An 18,623-nucleotide genomic window follows, 5' to 3' on the forward strand; every position below is an offset into this window, starting at 1 on the left:
CGCGGGAGGATGCGATTGAGCGCCCCATGGCCGCCCGGCGACGGCGAGATGAGCCGGCGCATCCGTGGGTACGACTGGGCCTCGACGCCGCTCGGACCGGTCGAGGGATGGTCGCCGCCGCTGCGGATCATGGTCGAGCAGGTGCTCGCCTGCGCGGCCGTGTCCTCGCTGGTCTGCGGCCCCGCGCGCATCCTGATCTACAACGACGCGGCCGCCCGCCTGTACGGCGACCGACACCCGGCGGCGCTGGGCCGGCCGCTCCCGGAGGTGTTTCCGGAAGGCTGGGCGGTCGTCGCCCCCTTCTACGCGCGCGCCTTCGCCGGCGAGAGCGTCGCCGTCGCGGCGCAGCCCCTCGACACGCGCGGCGAGGGCGATCCGGGCGCGGACGTGTTCGACGCCTTCCTGACGCCGGTGCGCGACGGCCCGACCGTCGCGCAGGTCCACATGGTCGGCATCGAGGTCGGCACCCGCGCGCGGGCCGAGGCGGCTTTGCGCGAGAGCGAGGCCCGCCAGCGGGTCCTGATCGAGGGCATCCCGCAGCTCATCTGGCGCTCGCGGGACGGCGGACACTGGATCTGGTCCAGCCCGCAATGGAGCGCCTTCACCGGCCTCTCGGCCGAGGCGAGCCGCGATCTCGGCTGGCTGGAAGCCCTGCACCCGGACGACCGGCAGGCGGCGGCCGCCGCCTGGGTCGACGCGGATTCCGGCGGCCCGCTGATGATGGAGACCCGCATCTACAACGCCTCCGAGGGGCGCCACGGCTGGTTCGCGACCCGCGCCGCGCCGGTGCGCACCGAGAGCGGCGCGGTGATCGAGTGGCTCGGTACCTCGACGGACATCGATCAGCTGCTGCGGCTGCGGGAGCGCCAGAGAGTGCTGGTGGCGGAACTCCAGCACCGCACCCGCAACCTGCTCGGCGTGGTCCGGGCGATCGCCGACCGCGTGATCCCGGGCGAGGCCGCCCTCGCGGAGGTCCGCACGCGGTTCCACGACCGGCTCGCCGCGCTCGCGCGCGTGAACGGCCTGCTCTCGCGCCTCGAGGACAGCGACCGGATCGCCTTCGACGCGCTCATCCGCACCGAGCTCGCCGGCCACGGCGTCGTGGTCGATGGGCGCGGCGGCCGGGTCGCGCTCGAGGGACCGCGCGGCATCCCCCTGCGCTCGGCGACGGTGCAGACGCTCGCCCTGGGCTTGCACGAACTGGCCACCAACGCGCTCAAATACGGGGCCCTGTCGCGGCCGGAGGGCCGCCTGAGCGTGTCCTGGCAGGTGGTTCGGAGTGCGGGCGGCGCGCGGCTGCGGGTCGCGTGGCGGGAGCGCGGCGTGAGGGTGCCGCTCGGAGCGGACGGAGAGCCCCCGCGCCGCGGCTACGGCCTGGAACTGATCGAGCGGGCGCTGCCCTATCAGCTCAGCGCCGAGGTCGCCTACAGGCTCGGACCCGACGGCGTCGACTGCACGATCATGCTGCCGCTCGCGCCCGGCTGAGCCTTCCGCCGCGGCCGTGACGCGGGACGGGCTCCTGCGGGCGTCGCCCCGGGCGGGCCGGCCGCAAGGGCCCGCGCGGGCCGTCCGAACCTGCCTGCGGCTGGCGGGTTGCTCCCGGGACGACCGCTTCCGGAGCCCGCCATGCGGATCACCGTTGCATCCCTGACGCTCGGCCTCGCGGTCGCGCTGCCGGCACCGGCGCCCGCGCGGGCCGCCGGTTCGGCCGCGCCTCCCGCCGACGCGAGGGACGTGTTCTTCGCCTACATCCCGCCCAGGGCCGAAGGCTCCGCCTTCGTGCCGCGCCGGCCCGAGGCCACCGGCAGCATCCCGGCGCCCGCGGCCCACCGCCCTCCGCGGGATCGGGGGCTCCCGAACCAGGCGCTCTCCGGGATCAAGGGCCAGAAGGTCGTGCGCGACATCTGCATCGGCTGCGACCCGTGACGGGCCCCTCGCCGGACCGGCACCCGCGCGCGTCGGTCTCGCGGACGGGCGGTCCCGCCCCGCCGGGCTCCCGCGAGGGGAGGCGGCCGACCACGCCCACCACCCCGACGGCCATGCTCGGCGAAGCCGCCGCCATCGTCGCGGCGCCGCGCCGGTGCGCCGGGGCGCTCCCGGGTCGCACGCCGTCCGGTGCCCGTCGCGCACGATGCCGGCTCCCCACCGGGATCGGCGTCCGGGTCGCGGCGCGCGGACAGGGCGCCGTCGCGCGGCCCGCGGCCGAGGGCGACGGGCGCGTCGCCCGGCCAAGTCGAGCGGGGACGATCCCTCGATCGAGTCCCGCTGCCCTGGCTTGCAAGCAGACTAGCTTGCAACTCTCGATGCGTGGGACCAGTGAGGGAAGTGAGCCGCAGATCCCAAACTGCTCCTGCACTGGCGCCCCGGGCCCCGTCCATGCAACGCGATGTCTGGAACGATGACAGGTATTTTTCAGAGTCGGATCTTGCCACATTGAGAGATGTTTATCGGAACGCCGCCCCTTTTCCGCATCTCGTATTGAAAGACGTATTTTCAGAGTCACTTCTCGATTTAATTGTTCAGGAATACGGGACAGGCGGACCTGCGCTCTGGACGAGCTACAACACCGAATTGATGAGGAAAAGGATCACGGCACCGAATTCGACCCTCCCTGCCGCAGCTCAGCTCTATTTCGACGTGGTGAGCTCGCCACGCTTCATTCGTTTCCTGTCGAGTTTGACCGGGATCCAGAACCTCCTGCCGGACCCGAGCTTGTTCGGCGGAGGCATGCACGAGGTGTCCGGAAGTGGATTATTCGAGGTCCACGTGGATTTTCAGAGCCAGCCGGAGACGAAGCTCGACAACAGGCTGGCCCTGATCACTTACCTCGATCGCGACGGGACGGACCAGGACGGGGGCGCCCTGGAACTCTGGTACGCGGAGCCGGCGCGGCGCGGGGCCGTGATCGCGCCGGTGTTCGGCACCACGCTGATCATGGGGCAATCGGCGACCGCCGCCCACGGCCATCCGCGCCCGGTTCGGCCCGGCCGCGCGCGCCGGGCCCTGATCGCCTACTACTACACGAACGGTCGCCAGGACGGCGGTCGTTCGGACAGCAGGGCCACCGTCTACGTCCGGCACCCCTCGCTGCGCGCCCTTCAGAGACTGCAGATCATCCTGCGCGGGACGCTTCCCCGGCCGATCCTGGCGGCGCTGAAGGCGCTCTACGCCAGGTTCCGGACCTGACCGCCCCTCGGGCTCGGCGCGCGCCGAACCCTCGAACGGACGACGCGCCGCCGCGGGAGGCCTCGCCCCGCCGCCCCCGCCAGTACAGGCACCCGGCGACCCGAGCACGGTGTTACCTCAACACAACACTCGCTCGAAATTGCTCCGAAACTATAGTCTGTTAATTCCTGCGCGAGCGACCGGGCGCGAGTTGCCCTGTGTGGGTCTACCATGCAGAGTGATGAGGAGGAGCGTGTGGAACTCATCCTGGTGGTCGGGACGGTCGCGATGATTGGCGGCGCTCTTCCCCTTTTCCACGGTTATCGCCTCGTTGCCTCGCGCAGCCGGTACCGGCGGTCGCGCAGGAGCAGGGCGATCGCGTGGGACGCTCCGGCGAATTGATGCTTCGAGGTGGCGGGAGAGCAGGATGGTGTCGCCCGGCCCGGACACGACCATGCGGCCCCTCAGGCCCACGAGCCTGCGCGCCTACCGGGCCCGGGTGACCCGGAGCGCCCTCGTCCGGGTCGCGGTGCGAACCGTCGCGGGCCGGAGACTCGCCCTCTCCGGCGCGCTCGCCGCGGCGCTGCTGCTCACCGCGCCGGGCGTGCTGCCCGGCGAGGACGGCGTGCAGCCGGCCATCGCCCTGGCGGCCCCTCGCCCCGCCCCCGCCCCCGCCGTGCCGCGCATCGCGCGGGAGACCGGCCCGGGCGGCCCCGCCCACGCCTATGTGAGCCGCGCCCACGCGGCGACCGCGGATGCCCCGCCCTCCCCGCTCGCCGTCTCGACCATCGCCGACGCGTGGTCGGCGGCCTTCTTCGGCGACCGCGAGCGCGTGACCGCGTACATCGCGGATGCCGCGCTGGCCCACGATCTGCCGGCGGAGTTCCTGCTGCACCTGTTGAAGCAGGAGAGCGGCCTGAACCACCAGGCGGTCAGCCGGGCGGGCGCCCTCGGCATCGCCCAGTTCATGCCGGCCACGGCCGGCGAGCGCGGCCTCGTCGACCCGTTCGATCCCTTCGAGGCGATCCCGAAATCGGCGGAGCTGCTGCGGGAATTCCGGACGCAGTTCGGCAATCTCGGTCTGGCAGCGGCGGCCTACAACGCCGGACCCCGGCGGGTGCGCGATTGGCTGGCCGGTCGCTCCTCCCTTCCGGCGGAGACGCGCAACTACGTCGTGCGGATCACCGGCCGGACGATCGAGGAATGGAGAGTGCGCGGGGATCTCGTCGGCTTCGCCGACCCGATGCCGCGTCGCGGGTCCTGATCCGCGCGGCGGCGCGGGATTGCGGGCCGCCCCCTCCCGGCCGCGGGAGAGACTACGTAGGCGCGGAACGATGAATATTCCCGCAAGTTGATGATCAGTAACGCGGTCGATCTCTGGACAGATTCGAAGCACATCCAAGCAGGGCGACGTGTCGGCGGCCGCGTCGCCTGCCTGAAAAGACGCTCCCCGGGGCGGCGTCGGGCACGGGCTGGCGGGCCGCCCGGACCGCACGTGCGCGCCGCCGGGCAGGCCGCGCCGGCCGCGCGTCAGGACTCGCCCAGAAACGGCAGCATCGCGAGGATCGCCCCGGCCGCCGACCTGATCACCAATGTCCAGTTGCCGTGCCGGTCGTCCGGGTCGTCGCCCAGCAGCGTCTCGGCGATGACCCGTTCGGCCTGGTCCAGCACTTCTTCGAGCGAGGCCGCCTCGACGCCCTCCTCGTCGCGGATGACGTCCCGGCCGTCGGAGAGATCAACGTAGAAGCGCTGCATCAAGTCAGCCCCCATTGCCCCTCGCCGCGTGCGCACGAACTCCGCCTGCGCCGCGGGCACGTCGTCCGGCATGGGCGAAACACGCCGTCCGGTGAAGCTTCGGGCGCAGCGGTACGCAATTTGACGCGTTACTAGTGATGGTCGCGCGTCGCGGTACCTGCTATATGTCAATAACAAACTAAAAAACATGCGCGGGACGCTTGGAACGAAGTGAACCCATGCTCGTTTCGACCCGACGCTCATCGGGTGCGTGAGCTTGCTTGCAATGAGGCGTGGCGATGCATTCACGGCGCTCTGTTGAACCGAAGAGCACGTCGGTCTCTCAAGCGAAGAGAGTCGAGTCGATTCGCAACCACATCAGGAAAATCCTCTCAAGTCAGATCAAGGCTAGATTGCAAGGCGTCGAGCTCAAAGACTGACAGCCGCGCGGCTCGCTTCCGCGCGCATGACAGGCCCGGTCCGACGGAGCTTGATCTGACCGTCATCCCGGCCGGACGGGGCGAGCCGGTCGCCACGTCCGCCCCGCCGCGGCCGGGAACGCTGGCCTCACGGGGATGACTTGATCGGCCCGTGACTTCGTCGGCGCGTGACTTGGTCAGCGGATGGATCGGCCAGGTCCGGGCCGCGGTGCATCGGACGCCGGACGCGCAGCCGTCACGAGATCTGCCGTCCATCAACTCAGGCGACCGGAATCCCGGTCATGATCGGGCATCGGGGAAAGCCGGCACGCAATCGGGTCGCGTGGCGTGGAACAGGGGCGTTTCGAATGCGTCGCGGGATGGATTGGGACCGGTATGCCGTATGCCACTGGCAGGATCCGTGCGGGGACGGCCGAAGCTTCGGCATCGGCAGCCGCACGCAGGCCTTCGAGACACTCTCGGAGGCCATCCTGTTCGCCGTGACTCAGGATTTCGGCGAAGATCGCACCGTTCGCATCAGCTGCGGCGGCAGCACGTACTGCGCGGCCGACATCAAGCGACTCGTCGAGCGCTTCGATTTTCCCTGGGACGATTAGCGCCTCGCGGCTCGCCCGGGACGTCGGCGGGTCCGGGGCGGCGCGGCAGGCCCGGCGAGCGCGGGCGGGATCCGGGCGCGGCGGGAGCGGGTCCTGCGCGGCGCCTCTCTCCGCAGGACGGACGTCCCGGCCCCGAGCCCCCGCCCCTCGCCCGCCCTGCGGTCGGCCGCGCCCGGCGGCGGGCCCGCGCGACGCGCGGCCGCGCGGTCGACGGCGCGCTCCGAGCGGGCATCCGTGCCGGCAGGGCCTGCCGCGGCTTCGGCCCGGTTCCGCGCGGCCCGGATGCCCGGCGCAAGATCGGAACCCGGGGCTTCTCCCGTTCTCCGACACTCACTCGGACTCGTTCAGGGCTCCCCGCCGAGCACAATAGTGTCCCAAGTGCCCCGCCGCGCCGGTCACGCCGGGCTCCGCGGACGCAAAAACTCGCGACTAGTCTCAAATAGACTCGGGTCGGCCTGCGGGACTCGCACATGTAATTGCGCAGCATAGCGGCGGCATTCGTCGCCATGGGCAGGAACAAGGGAGGGTGCGCAAGGTTGGTCAAGGCCTCACAGGGAGAAACGCCCATGGCGACGCTTAACGGCACTCCGGGACCCGACCAACTCATCGGCACGAACGCGGCCGACGTGATCAACGGGCTGGCAGGCAACGACGTCCTGCTCGGCGCACTCGGCGATGATCAGATCAACGGAGGCGCGGGCTTCGACAGGATCGACGGCCAGGACGGCAACGACACGCTCGACGGCGGAGACGATCCGGACTACGTGGCGGGCGGCCCCGGCAACGACGTCATCTACGGCCGCGGCGGCAGCGATCAGCTGATCGGCGAGGCCGGGGACGACCTGATCTACGGCAACGAGGGCGACGACTACGCGGCCGGCAATCCGGGCAGCGACACCCTGTTCGGCGGCGCCGGGAACGACTTCTTCGTCGGCGAGCAGGGCAACGACTTCGTTTTCGGCGACGAGGGGGACGATTTCGTCTCCGGGGGTGAGGACAACGACATCGTCCGCGGCGGGATCGGCTACGACTACGCCGACGGCGACCTGGGCGACGACACCGTCTACGGCGACGAGGGCAACGACGTCGTGTTCGGCGACGCGGGCAACGACCGCCTGTTCGGGGATACGGGCTTGGGCGGTGGCGGAAACGACACCGTGAACGGCGGCGCCGGCGACGACGTCGTGTTCGGCGAGACCGGCGACGATCAGGTGTTCGGCGGCGACGGCAACGACTTCATCGGTGCCGGGGCGGGCAACGATTACCTCTCGGGCGGCGCCGGCACCGATTCACTGTACGGCGAAGACGGCAACGACCTCCTGTTCGGCAATGCCGGCAACGATGAACTGGTCGGCGGCGCCGGCGCGGACACCTTCGCGTTCGGGCGCGGGGACGGGCAGGATCTGGTGCGCGACTTCGTGTCGGGCACCGACGTGATCGCCTTCAACAACAACGCCTTCGCGAACTTCGCGGCGGTGCAGGCGGCGAGCCGGCAGGTCGGATCGGACGTCCTGATCAGCTACGGCGACGGCGACACCATCACCCTGCAGAACCGGCAGGTCGCCACGCTGACGGCCGCCGACTTCACCTTCGGCTGAGGCCCGCCCGGCGACCGGGCGCCGTCCGAGACGCGCCGCCCGGTCGTGTCGCGCCGAGGCGGTCGCTGAACGAGAGCGAGACGGCTCCCCCGCGCCCTCCACGGCGCCGGCGCGGGCGGCCCCCTCGCGAGGGCAGTCCCCCGCGGTGACGGGGTGAGGAGCGGGTGACCGCACCAGCCCCGAACCCGGCAGGCCCCGCCGGGGCCGAAGCTGGCGGCCCGCGCCGAGCCGACCAGCCTCCGGCAGATCCGGGGCGGTTCAGCCTCGCCGGGTGCTTGCACGGCACCGAGCGGCTCGCCGCGATGCGGAACCGGGCGCCGTGGGGGCTTCCACCATCGATCCTCGTCAGATCGCCGACCTCTCCAGCGCGGCCCTCAGGAGCGACGCCGCCGTCGCGCCCTTTGCGGCCCGACTCCAGATCTCGTTCGCGATATTCTCGTAAAGTTGAACCGGTTGTTTATCTTCCGTTACCATGGCGACGCCAGTCTTGATGTTGGGAAGGTCGCCTCCCAGGCGAAATGGGCTGAGCCCGACCAGCGTCCTGTCAGACACCCTGAAGAGTTGAAAGGCCATGTTCGGCAGGATCTCGTTGATGATGCCGATCTGGATACCCATCGGCTCACGCTCGATGATGCCGAGGAGGTGCTCGACTTCGGCCCGCGCGACCCGTCGACGCCTCACCACCTCGGAAGCGGGCAAGTCGAACCGGCCGACCACGCCGATCTTCAACCACCGCTCGATTTCCGGCAACGCCACGAAGTTGATGACGCTGAGCCGGCGGCGGTCGCGCAAGGCCTTGCGCTCATCGAGGATCGACACGATCTGCTCGATTTCGGAGCAGGCCCTGCACGATTCGGCCTCATACGAGGGCAATGCCTCGATCAAAGTCTTTCTCAGGAACGCCGAGTAGTTTTCTGACGTCAGCAGATATGACATGGGCGGAAAATGAGCAACAACTTGATCGCATTGTTCTTCTAATTGACGCATGCGCTCGAAATAGCTGATCGAGCTGGCGTAGTACTCGACGCCCGCGCCCAGCAGCGAGGCCAAAGTGGTGCTCAGGAGGGCGGCGAGGCGCTCGAGCGTCTCGACCTTGACGACCTCGCCGCCCTCGATCCGGTAGACCGCCGCCCGCGAGACGCCGAGGCGCTCCGCGACCTGCTCCGCGCTCAGGCCCTGCCCGATCCGGTACGCGCGCAGCCGGTTGCCGATCTCATCCGGGCGGATCGCCATGCCTCTGTCCCGTCGCCGCGTCTCATTCTTGAGACAGATAGGCCAGTGCGCGGATCGTGAGAAGTGCCGGTCGGGGCCTCGTCCGGAGGAGGCGCGCAATCCTCTCGATCGGCGCGGCCCGGCCGAGGCTGCCGCCGATCGATGCGTTCGCCGCGTCTCCGCCGGTGTCCCGATCGTCTACGCGTCGGCCAAGTCCGTTTGCGCGATCTCATTGAGGAGCCTGATCTGCTGCTCGGCGCTGGCGTTCCCCAGTTGCACCGCCCTGGTCATGAGGTCCTTCAGCCTGTCGAGCGCGACCGTGCCGACTTCGGGAGACAGCGGCTCTTCCGCATAAGCCCAAATGAACTTGCTGACGAGATCCGACAAGAGCCGCATCAGGGCGGCGTGATCGTGATCATGTTTCCTGATGATTTTGGCGCGTTCCCGGAATTCAATGTACGTATTCACGCCGCCTTGCTGGGCGTTCAGCCAATTCGAAAGGTCCTGCATGGTGTACACTCCTCTCACTCGCTTCGCGGGGATCCGGTATTCCGTCAGGGCGCGGCCCGCGCTCGGTCATCGTGGTGGGTCGACCACGCGACTCTGTCGGTGAGGAAGGCCGCGACCGCCCGCCGCCCATCCGCCGAGGGGGGCGCGACCTGATCGGCGCCCAGGACGTCCCCCGAGGCCAGCGCGTGGAGCCTCGGCCCCTCGGCGAACACCCGCGGCTCGGTGCGCGGGGCGGTCGCGCCGAGGAAGGCTCCGGCGCAGCCTCTCGACGGCGTGGCCCCGTCGCGCGGCGGCGCGGGCCGGTCGTCGGGCCGGCGCAGGGCGATCGCCGCCGCGGGCGGCCCCGCGCGCGACCGCGGCGCGGATCCCGGTTCATCGGGCGGCCTCCTCCAGGGCAGCCCGCATCACGGCGACGCCCGCCGCGAAGTCGTCGAGGTCCATCGCCTCGGCGGGGTTGTGCGAGCCGTGGCGGTTGCGGACGAAGATCATCGCGGTGGGGACGCCCGCATTGGCGAAGACCGCCGCATCGTGTCCGGCCCCGCTCGGGATGGTCTCGTCGGGCAGGCCGAGGCGCCGGGCCGCGGCGCGCAGGCGCCCGACCCAGGTCGGGTCCATGACCGCCGGGGCGGCTTCGAGCCGCCGGTCGAACCGGAACTCGACCCTGCGCGCCTCGGCGACGAGGCGGCACTCGGCCCGGAACAGGTCGTAGAAGGCTTCGAGGGTCTCCCGGCTCTCGCTGCGAACCTCGAAGCTGAAGTGCACGGCACCGGGAATGCGCGCGATCGCGTGCTCCCGCGGGTCGGTGCAGAACATCCCCGACGTCACCACGGCGTCGAGGCCCCGCTCCAGCAGGGTGCGCCAGTGACGATCCAGGTGCGTCACCAGTTCGGCGGCGGCGAACACCGCGTCGCGGCGCAGCCAGCGCGGCACCGCGCCGGAATGCCCGGCCTCGCCGACGCACTCGACGACGCGGTGGCGCAGGTTGCCGCGGATGCCGGTGACGATCCCGACCGGCAGGTCCCGCGCCGCCAGCACCGGGCCCTGCTCGATGTGAAGCTCGATCCAGGCCGCGACGGCGCCCGGGTCGAGCAGGCATTCGCGCCGCGCGACGCGCGCGACGTCGACGCCGACGTCGCGCATGCACTCGGCCAGGGTGCGGCCGGTCTCGGTCTCGCGCGCCGCGAGGTCGTCCGCGCAGAGGAGCCCGAACAGGGCGCTCGACCCCATATAGGCCCTGCCGAATCGCGCGCTCTCCTCGCCGCGCAGGCCGTAGAGCTTCAGGGTTCGACGCGGGCGGACGCCGTCCCGCGCGAAGCCCGCGAGGACGGCGAGCCCGGCGACGACGCCCGCCGCGCCGTCGAAATTGCCGCCCTGCGGCACCGAGTCGAGGTGCGACCCGCAGGCGAGGAAGGGCAGGTCGGGGTCGCGCCCCTCCAGCGTGACCACGAGGTTGGCGCCCGCGTCCCGCTCCGTCGTCAGCCCGAGAGCCCGCGCCCGGGCCTCGACGACGTCGAGGGCGGCGGTCTCGCCCTCCCCGTAGCTGGCGCGGGTGATGCCGATCCCGTCGCCCGTCCTGACCCGCAGGGCCCCGAACACCTCCTCGGCCAGGGCCCGGTCCCGCCGGGCGAGCGCGGCCCGTTCCGCCCCGTCGAGGGCCGTCACGGCGCCGCACTCATCCAGGCGAGGTCGGGCTCGTCGGCCTCCCCGGTCAGCACCCCGCCGATCAGGTCGGCGACGCGGGGAATCCCCCGCTGCGCGCAGAAGGCTTCGAGCCCGTCGATGATCGTGGTCATCGCGGCCGGCTGCAGGAAGGTCGCGGTTCCGACCTGAACCGCGGCGGCCCCCGCCAGCATGTACTCGGCTGCGTCCTCGGCCGTGCCGATCCCGCCGCAACCGATCACCGGGATCGTCACCGCCTTGGCGCAGAGGTAGACGTGCCGCAGCACGATCGGCTTGACGGCCGGGCCCGACAGGCCGCCCATGATGTTGCCGAGGCACGGCTTGAAGGTCCTGAGGTCGATCGCCATCGACGGGATCGTGTTGGCGACGACCACCGCGTCGGCACCCGCCTCCTGCGCCGCGCGGGCGACCTCCGGCATCTCGGCCGTGTTCGGCGTGAGCTTGACCCAGAGCGGCAGGTCGGTGGCCGCGCGCAGCTGCCGCGTGACGGCGGCCGTCGAGTCCGCCCGCATGGCGAATGCCCTGCCGTCCTCCTCGATGTTGGGGCAGGAGATGTTGGCCTCGATGCCCGCGACGCCCGGGATCGTCAGCTCGGCGGCGAGGCGCGCGAAGCCCTCGGGGGTCGGCGCCGAGATGCTGACGATCAGCGGCGCGTCGTAGGCTGCGTCGTGCGGCATCGTCTTCTCGACGAAGTGGGTCACGCCCTTCGACGGGATGCCGATCGCGTTGATCAGGCCGCCCGGCCGCTCCACCACGCGCGGCAGCGGGTTCCCGGTCCGCAACTCGCGGGTGATCGTCTTCGTGACGACAGCGCCGAGGCGGTTGACGTCGATCACCCGATCGAGCCCCTCGGCGAAGGTGCCGGACGCGGGCATGACGGGGTTGCGGAGCGTGAGGCGTCCGATGCGGACCGACAGGTCGGTGCGGGCGGGCCGGGTCACGGGAGCGCCTCCGTCAGGTCGAATACCGGACCGTCCCAGCACACCCGCCGGCTGATGATCTCGCCGTTGACCTCGAAGTCGCGAACGCAGCAATGGCAGAGGCCGACGCCGCAGGCCATCTGCTGCTCCAGCGCGACCTGACCCGGGATGCCGAACTCCTTCGCCAGGCGCTGCTGCACGCGCATCAACCGGGTCGAGCCGCAGGTGAAGAAGGCGTCGCACCGCCCCTCCCGGATCAGGCGGCGCAGGATGCGCTCGACCTGCGCCGGGCCGCTGGTCGAGTCCGAGTCCGTGACGGCGATCACGTCGGCGCCGTGCTCGCGGAAGAGGTCGACGGAGACGAGCAGTTCGGGCCTGCGGGCGCTGAACAGCGCCGTGACCTGGGTGCCGCGCCGCTCGGCCGCCTGAGCCAGGGGCGCGAGCGTCGCCAACCCCGCGCCGCGCCCGACCGCCACGATGGAGCGCCAGCCCGGGTCGAGGGTGAATCCGACGCCGAGGGGCCCCAGGATGTCGAGGCGGTCCCCGGGCCTGAGCGTGTCGAGCCCCCGCGTGCCGGCCCCGGCCACCTTGTAGAGGAACTCGACCTGGCGCCGGATCGGGTCGGCGCCGTAGAGGCTCATCGGGCGGCGCAGGAACGGCTGCTCGCCGGGCGGGTGCGGGCACAGAAGCTGGAAGAACTGGCCGGGCGCCGCGCCGGCGGCCTCGGCGCCGCACCGGACCACGAGGTGGCGGTACTCGGCGTTGACGGTCCGGTTGACGACGACCTCGGCGAGTTCGGCGACGATGCTGGCTTTCCAGGTCGCGCGGGAGGCGGGGCGGGCCGGCGCGCCGGTCGCGGGCGCCTGGGCGAGGAGGTCCGACATGAGCGTCTCCGCCCGGTTACACGAGTTCGGCGCCGCGCCGCTCGGGGATGAGCAGCCACAGGGCAACGATGTCGAGGAGGTAGAGGGCCGCCAGCAGCCCGATGGCGAATGCGAAGCTGGAGGTGGCGGCGAGACCGCCGACGACGACCGGCCCGAACCCGCCGACGGCGCGGCCGATGTTGAACAGGACGTTCTGCGCCGTGGCGCGGGCCGGGGTCGGGTAGAGCTCGCTGATCAGCGCGCCGTAGCCGCCGAGCATGCCGTTGACGAAGAGGCCCATGACCGCCCCCGCCACGAGGAGCTGGACGGGATCCGTCAGGCGCGCGTACAGGACCACCATGACGGCCGCGCCGAGCATGTAGATGAAGAAGGCGGGGCGGCGGCCGATGCGGTCGGCGAGGTGGCCGAAGCAGAGGATCCCGACCGCCATTCCGGCGATGGTCACCGCGGTCCAGGCGGCCGACTGGGTCAGCGCGAAGCCGAACCGGGTCGACAAGTAATTCGGCAGCCAGATCATCACGCCGTAATAGCCGAAGTTCTGAACCGAGCAGAGGATGACCATGCCGAGGCTGAGCTTCGCGGTCTCGACATCCTTGATCAGCAGGCGAAGCGCCGATTCCTTCGGCCTGTTCTGCGTGCCCGCCACGAAGACGTCCGGCTCGTGCAGCGAGTGGCGGATGACATAGGCGACGACCGCCGGGAGGACGCCGAGGGCGAACATCCCGCGCCAGCCGATCACCGGCAGCAGGAGGGGCGTGGCGAGAGCCGCCGCGAGCACGCCGAACTGCCACCCCAGGCCGACATAGGACGACGCCCGGGCCCGCTTGGAGGCGGGCCACGCCTCGGCGACGAGGGCCATGCCGATGCCGAACTCGCCGCCGAGCCCGATCCCCGCGACCGTGCGATAGATCAGGAGGTCCCAGTAGCCCCGCGCCAGGGCGCAGAGGCCGGTGAAGACGGCGAACAGCACGATGGTCCAGGTCAGGACGCGGACGCGGCCGAGCCGGTCCGACAGCATGCCGAAGCCGACGCCGCCGATCACGGCGCCGATCAGCGTCGCGGTCACCAGCGAGGCGCCCTGCGCCGCGCTCAGACCCAGGTCGGCGGATATCGCCTTGAGGGCGAAACCGAGGATCATGAGATCGAACCCGTCCATCGCGTAGCCGATGGCCGACCCCCACAGCGCCTTTCGGGCGGCGCTGCCGACGCCGCCCGCCGCTGCGTGGTCCGCAGGCCCATCCATGGTTGAAACGAGATCTGCCACCTTGCTCCTCCGGGGATCCGCCACCACGATCGTCCGCATGGGCGCGCCGCGCTCGACGCGGTCAGACCGCGCTGACCCATCTGCGAACGGTCCTTGCTACGCAGGAAGCACTGTTCCTCGCGCGCCCGGCCTGGGGCGCGTGCCGTGACCTTCACGTCGCGAGATGCATGCCGCACGCCACCGAGGTGCCCTTGGGGCAGCGCCAGTCCGTTGTGTCACGCGCGATCTCATTCGCAAGAAAAATCTCATTATTGAGACACGCGGAAAGGACGTCTCCCTCCGGAGCCGCGCGCAGGGCCGGAGGGTCGACCGACCGGGCGATCGTCGCGCCCGCCACCATGACCTGGAAAGCACCGCCCCGATCGGCGAAGGTCGCCTGGCCGGCCTGCCCGTCTCGGCAGCCCGACGAAACCGGTCCGGCCGGCCACCCTGGCGGAGATCCCCACGAGCCGCACCACGCCCCGGGACACGACCATGCGACAGATCTCCATCCTGCACATCGGAAGGACCGGCGGCACTGCCCTGCGGGCCGTCGTCGATGCGCACAAGGCGCGCCATCCCTCCGCCGCGATCGAGGTCTTCCCGCATCGCGTGACGCTGGCGCACCTGCGCCGCGATCACCCCGAGAGCGGGATCGTCTTCTTCGTCCGCGAGCCGGTCAGGCGCTTCGTGAGCGGGTTCAACAGCCGCCTTCGGAGAGGTCAGCCGCGCTACAACGTCCCATGGTCGCCCGACGAGGAACTGGCATTCACCCGGTTCTCCGATGCGAGTGCGCTCGGCGAAGCGCTCGGGGCCGACGATCCTGGGAGACGCGACGATGCCGCACACGCGATGCGCAGCATCGCGCATGCGCGGCGTGACCTCACCCATTATCTCGGTTCGGTCGAGGCTCTCGACGCCGCGCGCGATCGCATCCTGCTCATCGGCAGCCAGGACACCTTCGATTGCGATGTTGCCAAGTTGAAAGTTCTGCTTCGGATCGACGATGATATTCATCCGCCGCAGGACGATGTTGCGGCCCGCCGCAATCCCGCTGCTCTGCCGCGCGATCTGACGCCGGCCGCCGAGCACAATCTGAAGATTTGGCATTCCAACGACTATCAAATCTATGAATGGTGCAGGGCGTTCCGCGAAGAGCGCGACGGCAGGAATGCGGGCACCAGGGCGTCGTCCGACGACGTGGCCGCCGGTCCGTCGTAGACCGCATCGTCACCAGCACGACAGCCAGGCGCGAGGGGCGGCGGGCGCGGCCGGACGGACATCGTCAGCCGAGCGTGAGCGGCGACGGCGGCGCCCGTCACGCGGCGACGCCTTCGGGGCGGCGTCGGCTTCTCCGGTCCCGGGGTCGCGGGGCGAGTCCGGCCCGACGATGGATCGGCGGCGGACCGGTTACGGTACCATATTACCGTAGAGGTCGGCGGAATGTCTGCTATCGCTCCGAGATGACATCCTCTGACGCAGGTGCCTCGCCGTCGGTCCGGGAATTCGATCGTGATCTGCAAGCAGCGAAAACTGATATTCATTCACATTCCGAAATGCGGTGGCACGTCGATCTAAAATATCATCTGGACAAATGAGTATGAAAGGAGCGAAGACACACTCTGGAACGGCTTCATCGGACCATTTTCTAATCGGTATCAGACAGACGGCCTGCAGCACCTCACAGCGAGTCTCGTAAAGAGGCACATAGGCGACAGTTTATTCGATGAATGCTTGAAGTTCGCTGTCGTCCGTAACCCGACGGATCGCATCGTATCACAGTTCAAATACATGTCGGTACGCTCGGATCTTCGGGAGTTCATCGGCCTGAAGGATCGTTACGGATTCGAGGCTTGTTTGGAAGCCATTCAAAAAAGGAAACATGTCCAATGAATGCCGCAGGTAGATTTCATTCGTTCCGCGTCCGGAGATACTATCGTGGACAAGATCTACCGGCTGGAGGATCTGTCATCCGATCCCTCGCCTCTCGCCGCCGATATCGGAATTCCCATCGAGACCCTGCCCCGTGAGAACCACACTGACGGCGTGAGAAAACCCGCCTTGAAACCATCCGACTTCAGCATGATCGTTGATATGTTTCGGCAAGATTACGAATTCCTGGGTTACAGCATCCCGACGCTGGATTCGGCTCGATCGCACGATCCGGAGCATGCCGGCAGCGGCCCTGCCATCGCCCCTTGGGCCGAGGGGGAACGGCAGGACCGTCGTGGCGAACGCGACGCAGGCCGCGCCTCCGACATGCGGCGCTGAGAGCCTGTTGCGCGATCCGAGCGGTGAGCCTGCCGGCGCATGAGGGTTGCGCCGCTCGCGGCGCGGATCAGCGCCTGCGCGCCGGACGAGGCGAGGACGTCGGCGGATGTGATCGGGAGCCGCCCGCCGGAATCGACCGCGATTCGACGCTGAGGGGCCCGGCCCTTCCCGACAAGGGCCGCTTCGCCGCGCGGTCCTGGCGGGCAGCGCCCGTCGCGGATCGGCACTGTGACGTACTCATAAGCCTCTGATGCCGGGAAGCCGGTGTCTCCCTTTGCGGCATCGGCGGCGACGCGTGGCGCACGGCGGCGGGAACCACGGCAAAAGGGACAAACCGCGGCGCTAATCCGTTCTCAATACCGGACAAATTAGCGAAATTGGCGGAGAGGGAGGGATTCGAACCCCCGATGGACTTGCGCCCATGCCGCATTTCGAGTGCGGTGCATTCAACCGCTCTGCCACCTCTCCGGCGCCGCGCCTGGCCGCTCGGGCCGGGTTTCGCGTCGCGCCAGCGTCGCTTTCGCGTCGCAGGCGGGCGCCTTTAACACGGCATCGCGACCGGTCACAAGCGCCGATCGCGCGATGCCGCGAGAAAACGCGAGTCAGCCCGCGGAGCCCCGCCCCGAACCGGCGAGGCTCACCCGCCGGGCCGCCGGGAGGCGCGGCTCGGCGGCGCGCAGGCTGCGGCTGCGCGACTGCGCGTGCAGCACCGAGCCGGCGAGCCCCGCCGCCTGGATCAGGTCCGCCTCCTCGCAGGTCGCCGCGATGCGCAGCCCGATCTCGTGGGTGTGGCTCTTCCCGTACAGGTACGCGGCCAGCCGGGCCCGGGTGCGGGGCGGGATGTCCGCCACGATCGCGTCCACCGTCTCGCTGTCGCCCCGGTAGATCTGGCCGAGAACCGGCAGAGGCACGGGACATTCCGCCTCGTCGGTCGACTGGGGTCGGGCGTTCGGCAGCGGCATGGCGCACCTGTGAGCGGGGATGCGGCAAGCCTGTGAGCGTACGATTAACAATCACTTAAACCGGCACCGAGCGAGCGCCGGAACCGCCACGAAGGCAAGTTGATCGGCAGAAAGGACGCAGGCCCGCCGCCCGCGACCCTGCGTCGGTCACGGGTGCCGATGGATCGGATCGACCCAGTAGACCGTCTCGGGCGGCTCCGCCGGCGCCACGTCGGGCAGATTGACCACCACCGCCTCGTTGTCCGAGCGCACCAGCACGCATTCGAGCGGCTCGTCCGGCGAGGCGTTGATCTCCTGATGGGGCACGTAGGGCGGCACGTAGATGAAGTCACCCGGCCCCGCCTCGGCGGTGTATTCCAGGCGGTCGCCCCAGCGCATGCGAGCGCGCCCGCGCACGACGTAGATCACGCTCTCCAGCGCGCCGTGATGGTGCACCCCGGTCTTGGCGTCCGGCTGGATCGCCACGGTGCCGGCCCAGATCTTCTGCGCGCCGACCCGCGCGTGGTTGATCGCGGCCTGCCGGAACATCCCCGGCGTCTGGGCGGTGTTCGGGTCGAGCCGGTCGCCGGTGATCACCCGGACGCCGTCGTGCTTCCAGCGCGGCGACGCCTCGCCGTGATCGGGGTCGTGGGGCTCGTCCGCCATGTCGTCGGCTCCTCTCCGGTCGCCCCGTCATCCTGCGCCAAGCCGCGCCGCGGCGCCAGCGCAAAGCCGCCGTCCATCGTTCGCTTTACCGAACGTCTAGGCCGCCAGGTCCCGGCGAATACCGGTGCGCGACCGCTCAGAAGCAGGGATCTTCTCGCGGAACCGCCTCGGCGCGGAGGCTTCTGCTCCCTCGACTTGTTCTATAGAAAGAACATTCCGGTTGACAGGGCGGAGCCCGCCTGGGATCTTCGCGGAGGACGGAGGGGGCGCCCCGCCGTGCCAGCGCGCCGGGGCCGCCCCGGCCTTCCCGGAGACCTGCGGCGATGCGGCCGATCCCGATGCGACGCGACCGCCTCCGCCACGCCGTGCGGGGCCCGGCCCGCACCCTCCTCGACGGCTGTCGCGGCTGAGCCTCGCCCGCGTCACCCCCGTCACCGCGCGCCGCAGCGCCCGCCCCGCCGGCGCGCGCCGGCGAGAGGAGTCGTGTCACCATGTCGTCAGCCCGCATCGTGGAGGTCGGCGAGACCTCCGCCGGCATCGTCGTGCCCGAGGCCGAGGGATTCCGCTTCTTCGCCGCCCATCCGGATTTCGTCCGCCTCGAGGGCCGGATCTTCCGCAGCCCGCGCCACGCCACGCGCGCCGCGAGCGAGCTGAGGGCGCGTCGGGGCAAGCCCTCCCGCCACTGACCGCGCGCGGGCGGCCCCTCGTCCCGACGCCCGGGATGCCGACGCATCGGGCCGTCTCGACGCGTCGACACCGAGCC

Annotated in this window: 19 protein-coding genes and 1 tRNA gene; 10 read left to right on the top strand and 10 right to left on the bottom strand. The window is 70.4% G+C overall.

What is annotated here, in order from left to right; all coding sequences use genetic code 11:
• Positions 1-9 precede the first annotated feature (9 nt).
• The 4 genes from QA634_RS15225 to QA634_RS15240 all read left to right on the top strand — a co-directional run bounded on the left by QA634_RS15225 (position 10) and on the right by QA634_RS15240 (position 4,429).
• Complete coding sequence (locus tag QA634_RS15225; protein WP_415926909.1) at positions 10-1,485, top strand: sensor histidine kinase; 1,476 nt, start codon at positions 10-12, stop codon at positions 1,483-1,485.
• Between the two features lie 141 nt (positions 1,486-1,626).
• Positions 1,627-1,926 carry a hypothetical protein gene (locus tag QA634_RS15230; protein WP_012332813.1) on the top strand — a complete coding sequence of 100 codons (300 nt, stop codon included), beginning with the start codon at positions 1,627-1,629 and terminating at the stop codon, positions 1,924-1,926.
• 450 nt (positions 1,927-2,376) lie between these two features.
• Positions 2,377-3,186 (top strand): 2OG-Fe(II) oxygenase, encoded by an 810-nt coding sequence (locus tag QA634_RS15235; RefSeq protein ID WP_265576616.1) that lies wholly within the window; start codon positions 2,377-2,379, stop codon positions 3,184-3,186.
• 406 nt (positions 3,187-3,592) lie between these two features.
• The gene (locus QA634_RS15240; RefSeq protein ID WP_012332816.1) at positions 3,593-4,429 is read left to right on the top strand and encodes a lytic transglycosylase domain-containing protein; all 837 of its coding nucleotides are present in this window, start codon (positions 3,593-3,595) and stop codon (positions 4,427-4,429) included.
• Positions 4,430-4,695: 266 nt separating this feature from the next.
• Here the strand turns inward: QA634_RS15240 and QA634_RS15245 are convergent, their stop codons facing one another.
• Positions 4,696-4,992, bottom strand: coding sequence for a DUF6894 family protein (locus QA634_RS15245; RefSeq protein ID WP_012332817.1), 297 nt, complete (start codon positions 4,990-4,992; stop codon positions 4,696-4,698).
• 706 nt (positions 4,993-5,698) lie between these two features.
• Here QA634_RS15245 and QA634_RS15250 point away from each other — a divergent pair.
• Both QA634_RS15250 and QA634_RS15255 read left to right on the top strand, forming a co-directional pair.
• Positions 5,699-5,935, top strand: a complete 237-nt coding sequence (locus tag QA634_RS15250; protein ID WP_018260568.1) for a hypothetical protein — start codon at positions 5,699-5,701, stop codon at positions 5,933-5,935.
• Between the two features lie 476 nt (positions 5,936-6,411).
• Positions 6,412-7,533: a calcium-binding protein gene (locus tag QA634_RS15255; RefSeq protein ID WP_265576617.1), complete on the top strand. Its 1,122-nt coding sequence runs from the start codon at positions 6,412-6,414 to the stop codon at positions 7,531-7,533.
• Between the two features lie 345 nt (positions 7,534-7,878).
• Here QA634_RS15255 and QA634_RS15260 read toward each other — a convergent pair whose 3' ends face one another.
• The 6 genes from QA634_RS15260 to QA634_RS15285 form a co-directional block, all read right to left on the bottom strand.
• Complete coding sequence (locus tag QA634_RS15260) at positions 7,879-8,766, bottom strand: helix-turn-helix domain-containing protein (RefSeq protein WP_012332820.1); 888 nt, start codon at positions 8,764-8,766, stop codon at positions 7,879-7,881.
• 177 nt (positions 8,767-8,943) lie between these two features.
• On the bottom strand, positions 8,944-9,255 hold the full coding sequence (locus tag QA634_RS15265) for a hypothetical protein (protein WP_012332821.1): 312 nt from the start codon (positions 9,253-9,255) through the stop codon (positions 8,944-8,946).
• Between the two features lie 372 nt (positions 9,256-9,627).
• Positions 9,628-10,917, bottom strand: coding sequence for a Zn-dependent hydrolase (locus QA634_RS15270; protein ID WP_012332822.1), 1,290 nt, complete (start codon positions 10,915-10,917; stop codon positions 9,628-9,630).
• Positions 10,914-11,876, bottom strand: coding sequence for a dihydroorotate dehydrogenase (locus QA634_RS15275; RefSeq protein ID WP_012332823.1), 963 nt, complete (start codon positions 11,874-11,876; stop codon positions 10,914-10,916). The genes QA634_RS15270 and QA634_RS15275 overlap by 4 nt, the downstream gene beginning before the upstream one ends.
• Positions 11,873-12,739: a dihydroorotate dehydrogenase electron transfer subunit gene (locus QA634_RS15280; protein WP_012332824.1), complete on the bottom strand. Its 867-nt coding sequence runs from the start codon at positions 12,737-12,739 to the stop codon at positions 11,873-11,875. The genes QA634_RS15275 and QA634_RS15280 overlap by 4 nt, the downstream gene beginning before the upstream one ends.
• A gap of 16 nt (positions 12,740-12,755) precedes the next feature.
• Positions 12,756-13,982 carry an MFS transporter gene (locus QA634_RS15285; RefSeq protein ID WP_012332825.1) on the bottom strand — a complete coding sequence of 409 codons (1,227 nt, stop codon included), beginning with the start codon at positions 13,980-13,982 and terminating at the stop codon, positions 12,756-12,758.
• Positions 13,983-14,477: 495 nt separating this feature from the next.
• Between QA634_RS15285 and QA634_RS15290 the strand changes: the two genes are divergently transcribed.
• The 3 genes from QA634_RS15290 (at position 14,478) to QA634_RS15295 (ending at position 16,253) form a co-directional block, all read left to right on the top strand.
• Complete coding sequence (locus QA634_RS15290; RefSeq protein ID WP_012332826.1) at positions 14,478-15,203, top strand: sulfotransferase family 2 domain-containing protein; 726 nt, start codon at positions 14,478-14,480, stop codon at positions 15,201-15,203.
• 450 nt (positions 15,204-15,653) lie between these two features.
• Positions 15,654-15,875 (top strand): sulfotransferase family 2 domain-containing protein, encoded by a 222-nt coding sequence (locus QA634_RS35875; protein ID WP_415926916.1) that lies wholly within the window; start codon positions 15,654-15,656, stop codon positions 15,873-15,875.
• 45 nt (positions 15,876-15,920) lie between these two features.
• A complete protein-coding gene (locus tag QA634_RS15295; RefSeq protein ID WP_265576618.1) occupies positions 15,921-16,253 on the top strand; it encodes a hypothetical protein in 333 nt (110 codons plus the stop codon).
• A 378-nt stretch (positions 16,254-16,631) separates the two neighbouring features.
• Here QA634_RS15295 and QA634_RS15300 read toward each other — a convergent pair.
• The 3 genes from QA634_RS15300 to QA634_RS15310 all read right to left on the bottom strand — a co-directional run bounded on the left by QA634_RS15300 (position 16,632) and on the right by QA634_RS15310 (position 17,860).
• Positions 16,632-16,721: transfer RNA gene (locus QA634_RS15300), tRNA-Ser, on the bottom strand.
• Between the two features lie 134 nt (positions 16,722-16,855).
• Entirely contained in the window at positions 16,856-17,164 is a 309-nt protein-coding gene (locus tag QA634_RS15305; protein WP_150108664.1) for a hypothetical protein, read from the bottom strand.
• A gap of 198 nt (positions 17,165-17,362) precedes the next feature.
• Entirely contained in the window at positions 17,363-17,860 is a 498-nt protein-coding gene (locus QA634_RS15310) for a cupin domain-containing protein (protein ID WP_012332829.1), read from the bottom strand.
• Positions 17,861-18,351: 491 nt separating this feature from the next.
• On the opposite strand from QA634_RS15310, the gene QA634_RS15315 reads away from it, so the two are divergent.
• Positions 18,352-18,546, top strand: coding sequence for a hypothetical protein (locus QA634_RS15315; RefSeq protein WP_012332830.1), 195 nt, complete (start codon positions 18,352-18,354; stop codon positions 18,544-18,546).
• The last annotated feature ends 77 nt before the right edge of the window (positions 18,547-18,623 follow it).

The organism is Methylobacterium sp. CB376, from assembly GCF_029714205.1.
GTDB lineage: Bacteria > Pseudomonadota > Alphaproteobacteria > Rhizobiales > Beijerinckiaceae > Methylobacterium.

What these genes read in the sequence shown, in the direction of transcription:
- QA634_RS15225 (WP_415926909.1), top strand. Translation starts at nt 10, where the DNA reads ATGCGATTGAGCGCCCCATGGCCGCCCGGCGACGGCGAGATGAGCCGG.
- QA634_RS15230 (WP_012332813.1), top strand. Translation starts at nt 1,627, where the DNA reads ATGCGGATCACCGTTGCATCCCTGACGCTCGGCCTCGCGGTCGCGCTG.
- QA634_RS15235 (WP_265576616.1), top strand. Translation starts at nt 2,377, where the DNA reads ATGCAACGCGATGTCTGGAACGATGACAGGTATTTTTCAGAGTCGGAT.
- QA634_RS15240 (WP_012332816.1), top strand. Translation starts at nt 3,593, where the DNA reads ATGGTGTCGCCCGGCCCGGACACGACCATGCGGCCCCTCAGGCCCACG.
- QA634_RS15245 (WP_012332817.1), bottom strand. Translation starts at nt 4,992, where the DNA reads ATGCCGGACGACGTGCCCGCGGCGCAGGCGGAGTTCGTGCGCACGCGG.
- QA634_RS15250 (WP_018260568.1), top strand. Translation starts at nt 5,699, where the DNA reads ATGGATTGGGACCGGTATGCCGTATGCCACTGGCAGGATCCGTGCGGG.
- QA634_RS15260 (WP_012332820.1), bottom strand. Translation starts at nt 8,766, where the DNA reads ATGGCGATCCGCCCGGATGAGATCGGCAACCGGCTGCGCGCGTACCGG.
- QA634_RS15265 (WP_012332821.1), bottom strand. Translation starts at nt 9,255, where the DNA reads ATGCAGGACCTTTCGAATTGGCTGAACGCCCAGCAAGGCGGCGTGAAT.
- QA634_RS15280 (WP_012332824.1), bottom strand. Translation starts at nt 12,739, where the DNA reads ATGTCGGACCTCCTCGCCCAGGCGCCCGCGACCGGCGCGCCGGCCCGC.
- QA634_RS15285 (WP_012332825.1), bottom strand. Translation starts at nt 13,982, where the DNA reads ATGGATGGGCCTGCGGACCACGCAGCGGCGGGCGGCGTCGGCAGCGCC.
- QA634_RS15290 (WP_012332826.1), top strand. Translation starts at nt 14,478, where the DNA reads ATGCGACAGATCTCCATCCTGCACATCGGAAGGACCGGCGGCACTGCC.
- QA634_RS15310 (WP_012332829.1), bottom strand. Translation starts at nt 17,860, where the DNA reads ATGGCGGACGAGCCCCACGACCCCGATCACGGCGAGGCGTCGCCGCGC.
- QA634_RS15315 (WP_012332830.1), top strand. Translation starts at nt 18,352, where the DNA reads ATGTCGTCAGCCCGCATCGTGGAGGTCGGCGAGACCTCCGCCGGCATC.